Annotated in this window: 13 protein-coding genes and 1 pseudogene; 7 read left to right on the forward strand and 7 right to left on the reverse strand. The window is 66.3% G+C overall.

The features are described from left to right. The 5 genes from iolC to AB4Y99_RS19615 all read right to left on the reverse strand — a co-directional run. On the reverse strand, nt 1-1,350 hold a 1,350-nt coding region (gene iolC, locus AB4Y99_RS19595; protein ID WP_441524486.1), incomplete at its 3' end, for a 5-dehydro-2-deoxygluconokinase. A 97-nt stretch (nt 1,351-1,447) separates the two neighbouring features. Beyond that, nucleotides 1,448-2,323: a MurR/RpiR family transcriptional regulator gene (locus tag AB4Y99_RS19600; RefSeq protein WP_441524487.1), complete on the reverse strand. Its 876-nt coding sequence runs from the start codon at nt 2,321-2,323 to the stop codon at nt 1,448-1,450. A gap of 229 nt (nt 2,324-2,552) precedes the next feature. Then, nucleotides 2,553-3,356: an SDR family NAD(P)-dependent oxidoreductase gene (locus tag AB4Y99_RS19605; RefSeq protein WP_441524488.1), complete on the reverse strand. Its 804-nt coding sequence runs from the start codon at nt 3,354-3,356 to the stop codon at nt 2,553-2,555. Between the two features lie 157 nt (nt 3,357-3,513). Continuing rightward, entirely contained in the window at nt 3,514-4,533 is a 1,020-nt protein-coding gene (locus AB4Y99_RS19610; RefSeq protein WP_441524489.1) for a TRAP transporter substrate-binding protein, read from the reverse strand. A 56-nt stretch (nt 4,534-4,589) separates the two neighbouring features. Beyond that, the gene (locus AB4Y99_RS19615; RefSeq protein WP_441524490.1) at nt 4,590-6,458 is read right to left on the reverse strand and encodes a TRAP transporter large permease; all 1,869 of its coding nucleotides are present in this window, start codon (nt 6,456-6,458) and stop codon (nt 4,590-4,592) included. A gap of 254 nt (nt 6,459-6,712) precedes the next feature. Here AB4Y99_RS19615 and AB4Y99_RS19620 point away from each other — a divergent pair, with 254 nt between their 5' ends. Genes AB4Y99_RS19620 through AB4Y99_RS19630 form a run of 3 tightly spaced genes read left to right on the forward strand, consistent with a single transcriptional unit; the run spans nt 6,713 to nt 10,058 of the window. Continuing rightward, nucleotides 6,713-7,579, forward strand: coding sequence for an IclR family transcriptional regulator (locus AB4Y99_RS19620; RefSeq protein ID WP_441524491.1), 867 nt, complete (start codon nt 6,713-6,715; stop codon nt 7,577-7,579). Beyond that, nucleotides 7,576-9,210 carry an acyl-CoA synthetase gene (locus AB4Y99_RS19625; RefSeq protein ID WP_441524492.1) on the forward strand — a complete coding sequence of 545 codons (1,635 nt, stop codon included), beginning with the start codon at nt 7,576-7,578 and terminating at the stop codon, nt 9,208-9,210. Before AB4Y99_RS19620 ends, AB4Y99_RS19625 begins: the two co-directional genes overlap by 4 nt. Beyond that, nucleotides 9,207-10,058: a PCC domain-containing protein gene (locus AB4Y99_RS19630; protein WP_441524493.1), complete on the forward strand. Its 852-nt coding sequence runs from the start codon at nt 9,207-9,209 to the stop codon at nt 10,056-10,058. The genes AB4Y99_RS19625 and AB4Y99_RS19630 overlap by 4 nt, the downstream gene beginning before the upstream one ends. A 193-nt stretch (nt 10,059-10,251) precedes the next feature. On the opposite strand, the gene AB4Y99_RS19635 is transcribed toward AB4Y99_RS19630, so the two are convergent. Together AB4Y99_RS19635 and AB4Y99_RS19640 are read right to left on the reverse strand one after the other, a co-directional pair. Further along, the gene (locus AB4Y99_RS19635) at nt 10,252-10,839 is read right to left on the reverse strand and encodes an AMP-binding enzyme (protein WP_441524494.1); all 588 of its coding nucleotides are present in this window, start codon (nt 10,837-10,839) and stop codon (nt 10,252-10,254) included. Nucleotides 10,840-10,885: 46 nt separating this feature from the next. After that, nucleotides 10,886-11,329, reverse strand: a pseudogene (locus tag AB4Y99_RS19640) (AMP-binding protein); the annotation flags it as partial. Between the two features lie 145 nt (nt 11,330-11,474). Here AB4Y99_RS19640 and AB4Y99_RS19645 point away from each other — a divergent pair. Genes AB4Y99_RS19645 through pepT form a run of 4 tightly spaced genes read left to right on the forward strand, consistent with a single transcriptional unit; the run spans nt 11,475 to nt 14,261 of the window. Continuing rightward, on the forward strand, nt 11,475-11,735 hold the full coding sequence (locus tag AB4Y99_RS19645; protein ID WP_113254502.1) for an AbrB/MazE/SpoVT family DNA-binding domain-containing protein: 261 nt from the start codon (nt 11,475-11,477) through the stop codon (nt 11,733-11,735). Beyond that, nucleotides 11,732-12,127 carry a type II toxin-antitoxin system death-on-curing family toxin gene (locus AB4Y99_RS19650; protein WP_191125242.1) on the forward strand — a complete coding sequence of 132 codons (396 nt, stop codon included), beginning with the start codon at nt 11,732-11,734 and terminating at the stop codon, nt 12,125-12,127. The genes AB4Y99_RS19645 and AB4Y99_RS19650 overlap by 4 nt, the downstream gene beginning before the upstream one ends. Beyond that, complete coding sequence (locus AB4Y99_RS19655; protein WP_441524495.1) at nt 12,124-13,011, forward strand: beta-keto acid cleavage family enzyme; 888 nt, start codon at nt 12,124-12,126, stop codon at nt 13,009-13,011. The genes AB4Y99_RS19650 and AB4Y99_RS19655 overlap by 4 nt, the downstream gene beginning before the upstream one ends. Before the next feature lie 20 nt (nt 13,012-13,031). After that, nucleotides 13,032-14,261, forward strand: a complete 1,230-nt coding sequence (gene pepT, locus AB4Y99_RS19660) for a peptidase T (protein WP_441524496.1) — start codon at nt 13,032-13,034, stop codon at nt 14,259-14,261. Nucleotides 14,262-14,295 lie beyond the last annotated feature (34 nt).

Raw genomic sequence — 14,295 nt, forward strand, 5'->3', positions numbered from 1 at the left:
GCGCAGCGGGCGCGAGCCGGGCAATTCGACCGGGCGGCCGAGCCAGGAGAAGGGGTGGCGGGCGAATTCGAACATCGCCTCGCGGCCATGCTTCTCGTCGAGCAGCATGCCGTAGCCCGGGCGGCCATCGGCGACGCGGGCGGCGGCCTTGACCGCGAGCACCTTGAAGTCGCGGATGCGGGCGGGATCGGCACTGACCTTTGCTGCGAGTTCTTCGAGCTGCGAGCGATGGTCGCAGGCAAATGCCATCAGCGAGGGGATGTCGCGCCGGCGCGTCGTCGCCCAATGGATGTGATTGATGTCCTCATCCTTGCGGAGCGCGCGATGCGGGCTGCCGTTCTTGAGGAAGTACTGAAGTTCCTCGAAGGTCGGAATCTCCGGCGCGCAGAGCAGGCGCGAAACGGCGAAGGCGCCGCAGGCATTGGCCCAGGTCGCGGCGGTGGTGAGGCTTTCGCCGCCGAGCCAGCCGCGCAGGAAGCCGGACATGAAGGCGTCGCCGGCACCGAGGACATTGTAGACCTCGATCGGAAAACCCTTGCCGACGATGCCGTCCTCCAGATCGTCGGAGATCGCGCCGTCATAGACGATGCAGCCCATCGGGCCGCGCTTGAGCACGATGGTCGCTGGCGTCAGCGCGCGGATCGTCTTCAGCGCCTGAAGGAGCTCGCTYTCGCCGGAGGCGATCAGCACCTCCTCCTCCGTGCCGACGATCAGGTCGCAGCCGGGCAGGACCGTCTTCATTCGCTCGGAGACGGCCTGCGAGGCGATATAGCGGTTGTCGCCGGCATCGTGCCCGGCGAGGCCCCAGAGATTGGGCCGGTAGTCGATGTCGAGCACGACCTTGCCGCCGTTCTCGCGCATCAGCCGCATCGCCTTGCGCTGGGCGGCCTCGGGCTTGGCCTGAGCGAAATGCGTGCCGGTGACGACGACGGCACGGGCGCGCGCGATGAAGGCGGGGTCGATATCGCCTTCCTCCAGCGCGATGTCGGCGCAGTTGTCGCGGTAGAACAGCAGCGGGAAGGATTTGTCGCTCTCGACCGAGAGGATGGCCAGCGCGGTGAGCCGCTCTGGATCGGTCTTGAGGCCGTCGAGGTTCACGCCCTCGCGGGCAAGCTGCTCGCGCAGGAAGCGGCCGAACTGCTCGTTGCCGACGCGGGTGAGCAGGGCGGAGCGCAGGCCGAGCCGGGCCGTGCCGATGGCGATGTTGGCCGGGCAGCCGCCGACCGACTTGGCGAAGGAGGTGACATCCTCCAGCCGCGAGCCGATCTGCTGGCCGTAGAGATCGACCGAGGCGCGGCCGATGGTGATGACGTCGAGCGCCTGCGCCGATCCGCTGAGCGGTCCCGTCATATGCTCCTCCCGGCTGCGATGCTTCTCAGGCCGAACGGCCCTGGCTGCCGGCATGAAATAATAATTCCATTATTTCGTCAATGCGGAATGGATATTCCTAGGCTTTTCCGAGCGGGCCGCGGCGGCGGCTCCTGCCACGACCGTCGCGGCGTGCCTCGCCGATGCCGACGGTCAGCGCCATCGCCAGCGCCATGGTCGAGGCCAGCGTCCGGAAGCCGCCGAAATCGGCTTCCGCGACCTCGAACCAGAGCTGCGCGAAGCTCGCGAGCGGCGAGAAGGCGCTGTCGGTGATGGCGACGAGCGGCACGCCGCGCTCGGCAAGGCCGCGGGCATCCTCGACGGTGGCCGGCGCGTAGGGCGAGAAGCTGACGACGAGCACGGCGTCTTTCGGCGTGGCGAAGGCGATCATCTCGGGATCGAGCCCGGCCGCCGATTCGACGAGCTGGTAGCGCACACCGAGCTTGCCGAGCGCATAGGCGAGATAGCTCGCGACGGGGTAGGAGCGACGGCGGGCGAGGATGTAGATCGTCTCGGCGCCGGCCAGCAGTTCGATCGCCCGGTCGAGCGTCCCCTCGTCGAGGCTGCGGCTCATCACATCCAGCGATTTGCGCGAGGCGGTGAGGAAACCGTCGAGAATGTGATGGTTGCCGGCCGGGCCTTCGCCACTCCGCAAGGTGCTGAGGCGTTCCTCATAGCTGGAATTGCGCTCGCGCAGGCGCTCGCGGAAGACGCCCTGCAGGCTGGTGAAGCCGTCGAAGCCGAGATGCTGGGCGAAGCGAATCAGCGTCGAGGGCTGGACACCAGCGGAAACGGCGATGCTGGCCGCGGTGCCGAAAGCGATTTCGTCGGGATTGTCGAGCGCATAGGCGGCGATCTGCGCGATGCGTTTGGGCAAACTCTCACGCTGGGCGAGGATCAGTGTGCGCAGGCCGTCGAAATCACGCGGCAGTTCCGTCGTCGCCATATCGCTCATGCGTCGTTCGTGCTCGCGGCGGGTTCTCTATGCGCGACAGTTCTGGCAGCGATGACGAAATGGAGCAAGCGTTCCAATGGGGGAATGAACAGTCGATGGGGAGAGGGGGAACGTCATGCTCGGGYCTGACCTGAGCAGCTCTTGCCGGGGGCGGTTCCTGCGTCTCTTCCTGCCAGAGATTCTCGGGTCTCCGCTTCGCTTCGCCCGAGAATGACGCGAATACTCTTGTTCAACCCAGCGGTGCGGTCGCGCAGCTCTGGCCGCCATCGACCGGCAAGCAGACGCCCGTGATGAATTTCGCCTCGTCCGAAGCCAGGAAGATTGCGGCGTTGGCGATGTCCCAGGCGGTGCCCATCTGGCCGAGCGGCACCAGCGCATTGCGGGCGGCGACCATCTCCTCGACGGAAGCGTATTGCGAGGAGATCTGCTTGTAGATCAGCGGCGTGTCGATCAGGCCGGGCATGATGCAGTTCGCGCGGATGCCTTGCCTGGCATACTGCATCGCGAGCGCGACCGTCGCCTGGTTCACTGCCGCCTTGGTCGCGTAATAGGCAAAGTACGGGTAGCCGGTCCAGCGGATGGCGGCGAGCGAGGAGATGTTGACGATGGCGCCGCCGCCGCTCTTCAGCATCTCAGGGATCGCGGCCTTAGCGCAGCGATAGACCGAGCCGAGATTGAGCTGGAGCGAGGCCTCGAACTGATCCTCCGAAAGCTCGACCGGGCCGCCCATATGGGTGACGCCGACATTGTTGTGCAGGATGTCGAGCCGGCCGAAATGGCTCACGGTCTCGGCGACGCAGGCCTCGACCGAGGCGAGGTCGGTGACATCGGCGGCGAGCGCCAGAGCCTTCCCGCCCTCGCCGGCGATGATCGCGGCGGTTTCCTCGGCGGCCTCGCGATTGAGGTCGATGCAGGCGACGCCGGCGCCCTCGCGGGCATAGGCGACCGCCGCGGCCTTGCCATTGCCCCAACCGGGGCCGGAGGAACCGGCGCCGAAGACGATGGCGATCTTGCCCTTCAGCCGGTCGGCCATGGTCATAATCCGCAGTTCATAGAGAGAGTGTCATTCCGGGCGGAGCGAAGCGGAGACCCGGAATCCATCATAGGGCGATGCGCTCTACGATGGATTCCGGGTCGGCGCCGCTAATGCGGCTTGCCCGGAATGACGGGGTTCATATGCGAGACGCCGATCAGCTCAGCGAGCTGCCGACGGCCTTTTCCAGGATCGCCCAGGCTTCGTCACCGTATTTCTTCTTCCATTCGGCGTAGAAGCCGGCCTTGCGCAGCGCCTCGCGGAAGGCGTCGGCCTTGGTCTCGTTGATGGCCATGCCCTTGGAAGCGAGCTCGCCCTGCAGGCCGGCATTGAGCTTGGCGACGTCGTCGCGCTCCAGCAGCGCGGCGGCGTTGATGTTCTTGGCGACGATGGCGCGCAGGTCTTCCGGCAGCTTCTCCCAGGCGCGGCGATTGGCCAGGAACCAGAAGCCGTCCCACATATGGTTGGTCAGCGAGAGGTACTTCTGCACCTCGAAGAGCTTGGCGGTCGAGATGATCGCGAGCGGGTTCTCCTGGCCGTCGACGATCTTGGTCTGCAGCGCGGTGTAGACCTCGGCGAAGTTGATCGAGGCCGGGGCCGACTGGAAGGCGGTGAACATCGAGGTCCAGAGCGGCGAGACCGGCACGCGGATCTTGAAGCCCTTGAGGTCGTCAGGCGTGGCGACCGGGCCCTTGGACGAGGTGATCTGGCGGAAGCCGTTGTCCCAGATCTTGTCCATGACGACGAGATTGGCCTTGTTGATCTGGCCGCGGACATAGGCGCCGAGCTCGCCGTCCATCGCCTTCCAGACGGCGTCGTAGTTCGGGAAGGCGAAGCCGATGCCGGAGAGCGAGGCGTTGGCGACCAGTGTCGAGAGGATCAGCGGCGAGAGCGTGAAGAACTCGACGCCGCCCGAGCGCACCTGGCTCAGCATGTCCGTGTCGGAGCCGAGCTGGTTGTTCGGGAAGATCTGGATGTCGACGCGGCCCTTGGTCTCTTCCTTGATCTTGGCCACAGCCTCGTTGGCGCGCATGTTCATCGGGTGCGCGACGGGCAGGTTGTTGGCGTATTTATAGGTGAACTCGGCGGCCTGGGCGTTGGCGCGGCCGATATGGAAGGTGCCGATGGCAGAGGCGGCGGCTGTCGCCTGGAGCAGGGTACGGCGCGAGATGGTCATGGGCGTTTTCTCCTTGAGAGCGTCTGTTGTTTGTTTCTTGTGGTTGGCGGCGAGCTTCACAGCACCCAGGTCGAGAGGCCGGGGACGAGGGCGATGACGACGAGGCCGACGAGCAGGGCGATGAGATAGGGCCAGATCGCGCCCATCGCCTCGTCCGGCGAGACGTTGCCGATCTTGCAGGCGATGTAGAAGCCGATGCCGATCGGCGGCGCCATCAGGCCGATATTCATCGCAGTGACCACGACCATCGCATAGTGCACGTCGTTGATGCCGAGGCTTTTGGCGATCGGGAACATCAGGGGCGCCAGCAGCACGATCGCCGGCAGGCCTTCCAGCACGCAGCCGAGGATCATGAAGACGACGATCGACACCGCCATGAAGCCGAGCCAGCCGCCGGGCAGGTTCGCCATGAAGGTGGCGAGGTCGCGGGCGAAGCCGGTCTGGGTCAGCGCCCAGGCCATGGCGAGCGCGGTGCCGAGGATCATCAGGATCGCGCCGGAGAGCGCCGCCGTCTCGACCAGCATCGCGTAGAACCTGCGCGGGCCGATGCCGCCATACAGCACGATGCCGATGACCAGGGCATAGAGCACGGCGATGGTCGAGACCTCGGTCGCGGTGGCGACGCCGCCGCCGACCGCGGCGCGGATGATGAAGGGCAGGACCAGCGCCGGGGCCGCGACGAGCGCGACCTTGCCGATCACCGCGAGCGGGGCGCGGCGCACGCCCTTCATGTCCTCGGCCGCTGCTTTCCAGCGCGCGAGGCCGGCGAGCGCCACCAGCAGCACGCCGGCGATGACGAAGCCCGCATTGAACAGTCCGGCGATCGAGACGCCGGCGACGGAGCCGAGCACGATCAGCACGATCGAGGGCGGCACGGTGTCGGCCATAGCCGCGCCGGTGGAGAGCAGCGCGATCAGGTCCTTGGGCTTGTAGCCGCGCCGCTTCATCTCCGGGAACAGCGCGGGCGCGACCGTCGCCATGTCCGAGACCTTCGAGCCCGAGATGCCGGAGACGAGATAGAGCGAGCCGAGCAGCACATAGGACATGCCGGCGCGGACATGGCCGAGCAGCGAGGCCAGGAAATCGACGATTGCCTTGCCCATGCCGGTGGCATCGAGGATGCAGCCGAGCAGCACGAAGATCGGCACGGAGAGCAGGATGAGGCTCGACATGCCCTCGTCCATGCGCCCGATCATCACGAGCATCGGGACGTTGGTCGAGAAGGCGAGGAAGGCGAGCGTGCCCAGCCCGAAGCAGAAGGCGATCGGCACGCCCGCGACGAGGCAGGCGGCGACGACGCCGATCAGGAAGATCAGGATGTTGTAGTAGCCGAGGCCCTTGAGCGTCGGCCCGAGCAGCCAGAAGGCGAGGCCGAAGCCGCCGATGATCACCGCCGCAGTGGCGATGTCGGCGAGGCGCGCGGTCTTGAAGAGATAGCGCAGGGTCAATAGCCCCATCAGCACGATGCCGACGGCGATGGCCGAGACGCGCCAGCTCACGGGAATGTTGAGCGCAGCCGAGGTGACGTAGCTCTCTTCCACCGCATATTCGATGGCCGGATCGACCATCGCGGCGAGGAAGGCGGCGACGGCGGTCAGCGCCAGCGTCTCGGTGAACTCGCGCAGGCGTGCCGGCATCATGCCGACGAAGAGGGTCAGGCGCAGATGCTCGTTGCGGTCGACGGCGATGGCGGCGCCGAGCATGGCGAGCCAGATGAAGGCGATCGAGGCGACCTCGTCGACCCAGACGAAGGGCAGCGCGAAGACATAGCGCGAGACGACGCCGAGCAGCAGCACGCCGATGATGAAGGCGACCAGCGCGGCCGCGACCATCTCGACCGGGCGCATGATGGCGGAGCCCGGGCGCGCATCCGCGTTCTCGCTCAGGTTCTCGGGAATCGTCAGGGTATCGGCGATATCGCTCATGCGCCGGCCTCAGATGCCGGTCGCAAGGCGCAATACGCCTGCACTATGGGATGCCCAAAGGGCCATCATTCCGTTCCTCCCTTCGCGCCGATCTTGTCTGTCGCCGGCGTCGATTGTGGTCCACACTGTGAATAGCCAGGCAGCGGGACGGCCGGCAGATTACACGAGGGGTGCGGCATTGCAATCCGCAAACCGCCCATCTAGGGTTGAGATACAAGAATAAGGTCCATATCATGGACTATTTGGAGGAGCGCTTGCCGCAGAATTCCGCGCCCGAAGCCGGCCTGTCCGGCTCGCAGAGCGTCGACCGGGCGCTCGGGCTGCTCTCGCTGATCGGGCGGGAGCCGGCCGAAGGCCTGCCGCTCGGCGAGATCGTCGCCGGAAGCGGGCTCAACAAGCCGACGACGCGGCGCCTGCTGCTGGCCTTGATGCGCGCAGGCCTGGTCGAGCAGGAGCCGCAGACGCGGCGCTATTGCCTCGGCGAGGAGGCCTTCGTGCTCGGCGTGCTGGCGGCGCGGCGCCACGGCCTGCTCGAAATCGCGATGGACGGCCTGCGCCGGTTGTCGGCGGAAACGCAGGACACGAGCTTCCTGACCGTCCGGCGCGAGAATTACGCGATCTGCCTGCATCGCGAGGAGGGGACGTACCCGGTGCGGACCCACGCCTTGCAGGCAGGCGACCAGCATCCGCTCGGCGTCGGCGCCGGCTCGCTCGCGATGCTGGCCGCGCTGCCCGACGATGATGTGGACCGTGTGATCGCGGCCAATGAAGCCGTGCTGCTGGCCCGCTATCCAGGCTTCGCTCCGGATGCCTTGCGGGTCGATATCGCCGAAACGCGCGCGCGCGGCTTCTCGCTCAATCCCGGCCGGCTCGTCGCCAGTTCATGGGGTATCGGGCGGGCCTTCCGTTATCCGGACGGGCGGGTCGCGGGAGCCCTCTCCATCGCCGCGATCGACAGCCGGATGGCGCCAGGCCGACAGGCGGAACTCGCGGTGCCGCTGGCTCGCGAAGCTGAGCGTATGGAAGCGCTTCTGGCCGAGATGTTCGTATCCAAACGGGCCGGCAGGCCCATGACGGTCGCGAAGCCGCGATCCATCGAGACAGGGAGAGCCGCAAGATGAGCTCTGCAAAGCCAGCCCCGACGGGGGGCGTCGTGCCGATGACGCGGCGCGTGATGAACCTTGCCCATATCGCGACCCAGAATGCGCGGCGCCTGCCCGCGCATCCCGCCTTCATCTGGGGCGAGAAGACGCTCGACTGGGCCGAGATCGATGCGCAAGTCTCGGCGCTGGCTGCGGGCCTGCGGGCGCGCGGGATCGGCAAGGGCGACCGCCTGCTCGTCCATTCCAAGAATTGCGACGCGATGTTCGTCTCGATGTTCGCGACCTTCCGGCTCGGCGCCGTCTGGGTGCCCACCAATTTCCGCCTGCTGCCGGACGAGGTCGCCTACCTCGCCACGGCTTCCGGCGCGAAGGGCTTCCTCTGCCATGGCGATTTCCCGGAACATGCGGCCGCAGTCGCGGCCGCGAGCCCGGCGCCGGAGTTCACCTGGCGGATCGGCGAGGGCGCTTTCGGCGAGGACGAGGTCGGTGCGGTGATCGCGCGCCATCGCGGCGAAAAGGTCGAGAATGTCGCGGTCGAGCATGACGATCCCTGCTGGTTCTTCTTTACCTCCGGCACGACCGGGCGCTCCAAGGCCGCCGTTCTGACCCATGGCCAGATGGGATTCGTCATCACCAACCATCTCTGCGACCTCGTGCCCGGCTCGACCGAGAAGGACGCCTCGCTTGTGGTGGCGCCGCTCTCGCATGGCGCGGGCGTGCATCAACTGATGATCTCGGCGCGCGGGGCGACCTCGATCCTGCTGCCGACCGAGCGCTTCGATATCGACGAGGCCTATCGGCTGATCGCCAAGCATCGCATCAGCAACATCTTCACCGTGCCGACGATCCTGAAGATGCTGGTCGAGCATCCGGCCGTGGACCAGCATGATCATTCCAGCCTGCGCTACATCATCTATGCGGGCGCGCCGATGTATCGCGAGGACCAGAAGGCGGCGCTGAAAAAGCTCGGCAAGGTGATCGTGCAGTATTTCGGGCTGGGCGAGGTCACCGGCAACATCACGGTGCTGCCCCCGGCCTTGCACGAGGCCGAGGACGGCCCGAACGCCCGCATCGGCACCTGCGGCTTCGAGCGCACGGGCATGCAGGTGCAGATCCAGGACGAGGACGGGAAAGAGGTCGAGGCGGGCGTTCAGGGCGAGATCTGCGTGATCGGGCTGGCCGTCTTCGCCGGCTATTACGACAATCCGGAGGCCAATGCGAAATCCTTCCGCAATGGCTGGTTCCGCACCGGCGACCTCGGCCATATGGACGAACAGGGCTTCGTCTACATCACCGGCCGGGCCTCGGACATGTACATCTCCGGCGGCTCGAACATCTATCCGCGCGAGATCGAGGAGAAGATCCTGACTCATTCGGCGATCGCGGAGGTCGCCGTGCTCGGCGTGCCCGACCCGGTCTGGGGCGAGATCGGCATCGCGGTCTGCGTCAACCGGCCCGGCCAGCACGCGACCGAAGGCGAGATCGCGGATTTCCTCGGGCCGAAGATCGCCCGCTACAAGATGCCGAAGCGCTTCCTGTTCTGGGATGCCTTGCCAAAATCGGGCTATGGCAAGGTGCCGAAGCGCCTCGTCAAGGACGAACTGGAGAAGCGCGGCGAGCTCGACTTCCTGAAGGGGAAGGCGTCGTGAGGCGGATCGAGCAGCCCGGCACCGGCACGCCCGAGCGCATTCAGTGGGTGGAATGCCGTGGGCGGGCCTTCTCGCTGACGCTGCCTGGCGGCGTGCCATTGCTGGAGGCCGTGAGGAGCGGTTTCGCGGCCGAGGGCTTCACCTCGGGTGTGGTGAAGCTCGACGGACTGAAGCTTGCACCCTTCGCCTATGTGATGCCGGCTTTGTCGAAGACGCCGGAACATGCGGCCTTCTATAGCGAGACCTTCCGACCGGAGGGCGGGGCGCGGATCGAGGTCGGCGCAATGACCTTCGGCCAGCGCGACGGGGCGCCGTTCTTCCATGCGCATGCCTTGTGGGTGGAAGGAGACGGCAAGCGCAGCGGCGGGCATATCCTCCCGGACGAGACGACCGTGGCCGAGACGATCACGCTGCAGGCGGTCGGACTCGATGGTGCGGCTTTCACGGCTGAGCCGGATGGCGAGACGCATTTCAAGCTGTTCGGACCGGTGGCGGCTGCGGCAGGTGGCGCCGGGGATGGACGCTTCTTCGCGTTGCGCGTGAAGCCGAATGTCGATTTCTGCGGAGCTCTGGAAGCGTTCTGCGCCGAGCGCGGCATCCGCGAGGCCGCGATCCATGGCGGCGTCGGCTCGACCATCGGGGCGCGGTTCGTCGATGGCGGGGTGGTCGAGAATTTCGCAACGGAGGTTGCGATCACTGAGGGGCGGGTCGCTCCGGGCGTGGGGGGCTTTGAAGCAGCGATCGATGTCGCGCTGGTCGACTATAGCGGCGCGCTGGCGAGCGGGCGGCTGGTCTGCCGTGATAACCCGGTGCTGATGACCTTTGAACTGGTGCTACAGGCGATCTGACGGCTCTTCAGAACCCGCGGGGAACCCTCTCCCGGAGGGAGAGGGCAGGGTGAGGGGTAGGCCGCTCACCGTGTTTGCCGTGAGGTGGTCGCTGCGTAGCGGTGAGGTCGCAGTTCACTGGTCCAGGGGCCTACACCTCACCCCTACCCCTCTCCTTACAGGAGAGGGGATCCCGCGCTCTTCCTGTTCGTTGTCAGCCTTTTCCACCGCCCCGCTGCTTCTCGATTTCGCGATTCCGCAGATCCTTGCGCATGATCTTGCCTGTCGCGGTCAGCGGCAGTTCCGTCACGAACTCGACCTCGCGCGGATACTGGTAGGCCGCCAGCCGGTCGCGCACGAAGGCCTGGATTTCAGTCGCCAGTTCCGCTGTTGGCGCCACATCCGGCTTCGGCAGGACGAAGGCCTTGACGATCTCGGTGCGGACGGGATCGGGCACGCCGATGACCGCGACCATCAGCACGGCCGGGTGGCGGATGATGCAATCCTCGATATCGCCGGGCCCGATGCGGTAGGAGCCGGAGGAGATGATGTCGTCGTCGCGGCCCTGGAACCAGAAATAGCCGTCCTCATCGCGCGCACCGCTGTCGCCGGTGACGAGCCAGTCGCCGATGAATTTCGCCGCCGTCGCCTCGGGCTGGTTCCAGTATTCCAGCATCATCACCGGATCGGGCCGCGCAACCGCGATCAGCCCCTGCTCTCCATCGGGCAGTTCGCGCCCTTCCGGCGATATCACCGCGACGCGGTGGCCGGGCACGGCGCGGCCCATTGAGCCGGGCTTCACCGGGTAGAGGCTTCAGCGCGGTCGGCGGCAGGAAGGCGTTGCGGACCTTGTGCCTGTTCATCAGGGCGAAGGCGGCTTCGGGATCGAATTTGCGGGCGCGCGATGCCAGCACCGGCACGCCGCAATAGAGGCTCGGCAGCAAGACATCGAGCAGGCCGCCGATCCAGGCCCAGTCGGCCGGGGTCCAGAACAGGTCATGCGCCTGCGGGAAGAATTCCTGCGGCAATTGCACGCCCGGCAGATGGCCGAGCAGGACGCGATGGGCATGCAGCGCGCCCTTCGGCTTTCCGGTCGTGCCGGAGGTATAGATGATCACGGCCGGGTCGTCGGCGCGCGTATCGGCCGCGGTGAAACGGTCGGAGGCCTTCGCCATCTCCGCTTCGAAATCGAGATGGCCTGCGCCGCCGACGACGAAGATCTTGCGCAGGTTCGGCAGCGCGTCGCGGATCGCCTCGACCTTGCCGATATTCTCCGCGTCGGTAACGAGCACGCTGGCGCCGCTATGGCCGAGGCGGGGCAAGCTGCGGACAGGCTCATCGGGTTTTGGAAGAAGAACACCCTGCTCTGAAATCGTGAAAGGGTCGCGGCGACGCCCATTTTATGTTATACGTTCTGTATAACAGGAGGGCGGGGCCATGAGCGAGCTGAAAAAGGTCGAGGAGACCGAGGCGACGGTGCTGCAGATCCGCAAGATCGGCAATTCGCTCGGGCTGATCCTGCCCAAGGATCTGTTGGCGCAACTCGGTTTCAGCGAGGGAGACAAGCTCGAGCTCGTTCGGCAGCCGGAGGGAGCGCTCAAGCTGCAGCGGCATGAGGATTTGCATGCCCGCGGCATGGCGATCGCCCGCAAGTCGTTCAAGAAATATGCCGCCACTTATCGCGAGCTCGCCAAGTGAGCGAGCCGCTCTGGGTGAGTGTCGAGCTCGCTCTCGATATCCATGCGGAGCAACTCGCCATCTTCGGAGGGCCGGAAGGCGTCCGTGATCGCGGCCTGCTCGAATCGGCCTTGGCCCGTGCCCCGAACAGGTTCTCCTATGGCGAAACCAGCCTCGCAGCGCTGGCGGCAGCTTACGCTTTCGGCATCGCCCGGAACCATCCGTTCGTTGATGGCAACAAGCGTGCAGCCTTCGCCTGCATGTTCGTTTTCCTGGGTCTCAACGGCATCGATTTCGACGTAGAGCCAGCAATGGCCGCAGCCGCTATCCTCGCGCTCGCGGCCGGCGAGGTCGATGAGGCCGGACTGACGCGCTGGATCCGCGACAATTGGCCGAAGGATATGCCGGCATGACCCCCCCGATCTGGATCGAGGCCGCGATCAACGGCCCCTGGGGCAAGGAGCGCCAACCCGGCATCCCGATCAGCATTCCCGACATCGTCGCGGACGGCATCGCGGCGGTCGAGGCGGGCGCGGCGATCGTGCATCTGCATGTCTATGACGTCGAAACCGGGCGCCAGCGCGACGATTGGGAGCTCTATGCGCGGGCGATCGAGGGCATCCGCGCCAAGGTCGATGCCATCGTCTACCCGACGATCCCGATCCTCGGTTCCTCCTATGCCGGCGACATGATCAATTCCGGGCGCTACACCCATCTGGAAGAGCTGGCGAAGCGCGGCCTCGCCGAATGGGGCGTGCTCGATCCCGGCTCCTGCAACTGGACGAGTTTTGCCGGTATTCCGCAGGGCGAGGCCGGTTTCATCTACCAGAATCCCGGCGAGCATATCCGCGAGGGCATCGATGTGGCGCGGCGCCACAAGGTCCATCCGAGCTATGCGATCTATGAGCCCGGCTTCACGCGGCTCGGTGCCGCCCTGGCGCGGGCCCATCCCGACCTGCCCGTGCCGATCTACCGGCTGATGTTCTCGGATGCCTTCGCCTGGGGCTTTCCGCCGCGCGAATGGGCGCTCGAAGCGCATCTGAAGCTGCTGGCCGAAGATGCACCTGGCGCTCCGGTGATGATCGCGGGGCTCGGCGTCGATCTGTCCGAATTGATCGGGCCGGCCGTGGCGCGCGGGGTCCATGTCCGCGGCGGGCTGGAGGACGCGCCCTTCGGCTGCGCGAAAACGAATGCGCAGTTGATCGCGGGGACGGTCCGCCGGGTCGAGGCGGCAGGTGGTCGCGCGGCTGACGTCGACGAGGTACGAAGCAGCCTCGCCCGAGCGGGCGGAAGCTGAGAATCAGGGAATTGCGTTCGATGAGCCTGCGAGACGAGTTGCTGGAGCGGTTCTTCCGCTATGTCGCGGTCGAGAGCCAGAGCGATGGCGCGGCGACGACGCTGCCGAGCACGCCGGGCCAGCAGGAGCTGGCGGAATTGCTCGCGGGTGAACTGCGCGCGCTCGGGCTTGAGGATGTGGTTATCGACGCGCATGCGACGGTCACCGCAGTGAAGCGTGGCACGCGCCCGAACGCCCCGCGCATCGGCTTCATCGCCCATGTCGATACGGTCGATGTGGGCTTGTCGCCGGTCGTCAAGCCGCAATTGCTGCGCTTCGCGGGCGAGGATCTTCGTCTGAACGAGGCGCAGGACATCTGGCTGCGCGTGGCGGAGCATCCGGAGATCCTGCCCTGGAAGGGCCATGACGTCGTCTTCAGCGACGGCACCAGCGTGCTCGGAGCGGACAACAAGGCGGCGGTCGCGATCGTGATGACGCTGCTCGCGCGGCTTAAGGCCGAGGACGAGCATGGCGAYATCCWKGTCGCCTTCGTKCCYGACGAGGAGATYGGSCTGCGCGGCGCSAAGGCRCTCGAYCTYGCCCGCTTCCCCTGCGATTTCGCCTATACGATCGATAGCTGCGAACTCGGCGAAGTCGTCTACGAGAACTTCAATGCCGCCGGCGCCGAGATCGTCTTCACCGGCGTCACCGCCCATCCGATGTCGGCCAAGGGCGTGCTGGTGAACCCGCTGCTGATGGCGCAGGATTTCATCGCCGCCTTCGACAGGGCGCAGACGCCCGAGAACACCGAAGGGCGCGAGGGATATGTCTGGTTTACCGGCCTCGACGCGAATGCCTCACAGGCGGTGCTCAAGGCCAATATCCGCGATTTCGACCGCGACTCCTTCGCGGCGCGCAAGCGCAGGATCGGTGAGGTCGCTGAGGATATCGCCGGCCGCTATCCGACCGGCAAGGTGACCTGGGAGGTCAGCGACACCTACGGCAATATCAGCGACAGCCTGGGCGAGGACCGCCGCTCGGTCGAGCTGCTGATGACCGCGCTGAAGGAACTCCAGATCGCGCCGAAGCTCATCCCGATGCGCGGCGGCACCGATGGCGCGGCGCTTTCGGCACGCGGGTTGCCGACGCCGAACTTCTTCACCGGCGGCCTCAATTTCCATTCGCGCTTCGAGTGCCTGCCGGTGCCGGCTTTCGAAGCCTCCTATGAGGTGGCGCGGCGGATCTGCCTGCTGGCGGGGAGGGGCACCTAGAGCATCGGACCGAAAAGCGGATTCCACTTTTCGA

The sequence above is a fragment of the Allobosea sp. TAB14 genome, from assembly GCF_052113865.1.
Taxonomy (GTDB): domain Bacteria; phylum Pseudomonadota; class Alphaproteobacteria; order Rhizobiales; family Beijerinckiaceae; genus Allobosea; species Allobosea spartocytisi.

Bases quoted from the DNA above. Each gene is read 5' to 3' on its own strand.
- AB4Y99_RS19600 (WP_441524487.1), bottom strand. From the start codon at position 2,323: ATGAGCGATATGGCGACGACGGAACTGCCGCGTGATTTCGACGGCCTG.
- AB4Y99_RS19605 (WP_441524488.1), bottom strand. From the start codon at position 3,356: ATGGCCGACCGGCTGAAGGGCAAGATCGCCATCGTCTTCGGCGCCGGT.
- AB4Y99_RS19610 (WP_441524489.1), bottom strand. From the start codon at position 4,533: ATGACCATCTCGCGCCGTACCCTGCTCCAGGCGACAGCCGCCGCCTCT.
- AB4Y99_RS19615 (WP_441524490.1), bottom strand. From the start codon at position 6,458: ATGAGCGATATCGCCGATACCCTGACGATTCCCGAGAACCTGAGCGAG.
- AB4Y99_RS19625 (WP_441524492.1), top strand. From the start codon at position 7,576: ATGAGCTCTGCAAAGCCAGCCCCGACGGGGGGCGTCGTGCCGATGACG.
- AB4Y99_RS19645 (WP_113254502.1), top strand. From the start codon at position 11,475: ATGAGCGAGCTGAAAAAGGTCGAGGAGACCGAGGCGACGGTGCTGCAG.
- AB4Y99_RS19655 (WP_441524495.1), top strand. From the start codon at position 12,124: ATGACCCCCCCGATCTGGATCGAGGCCGCGATCAACGGCCCCTGGGGC.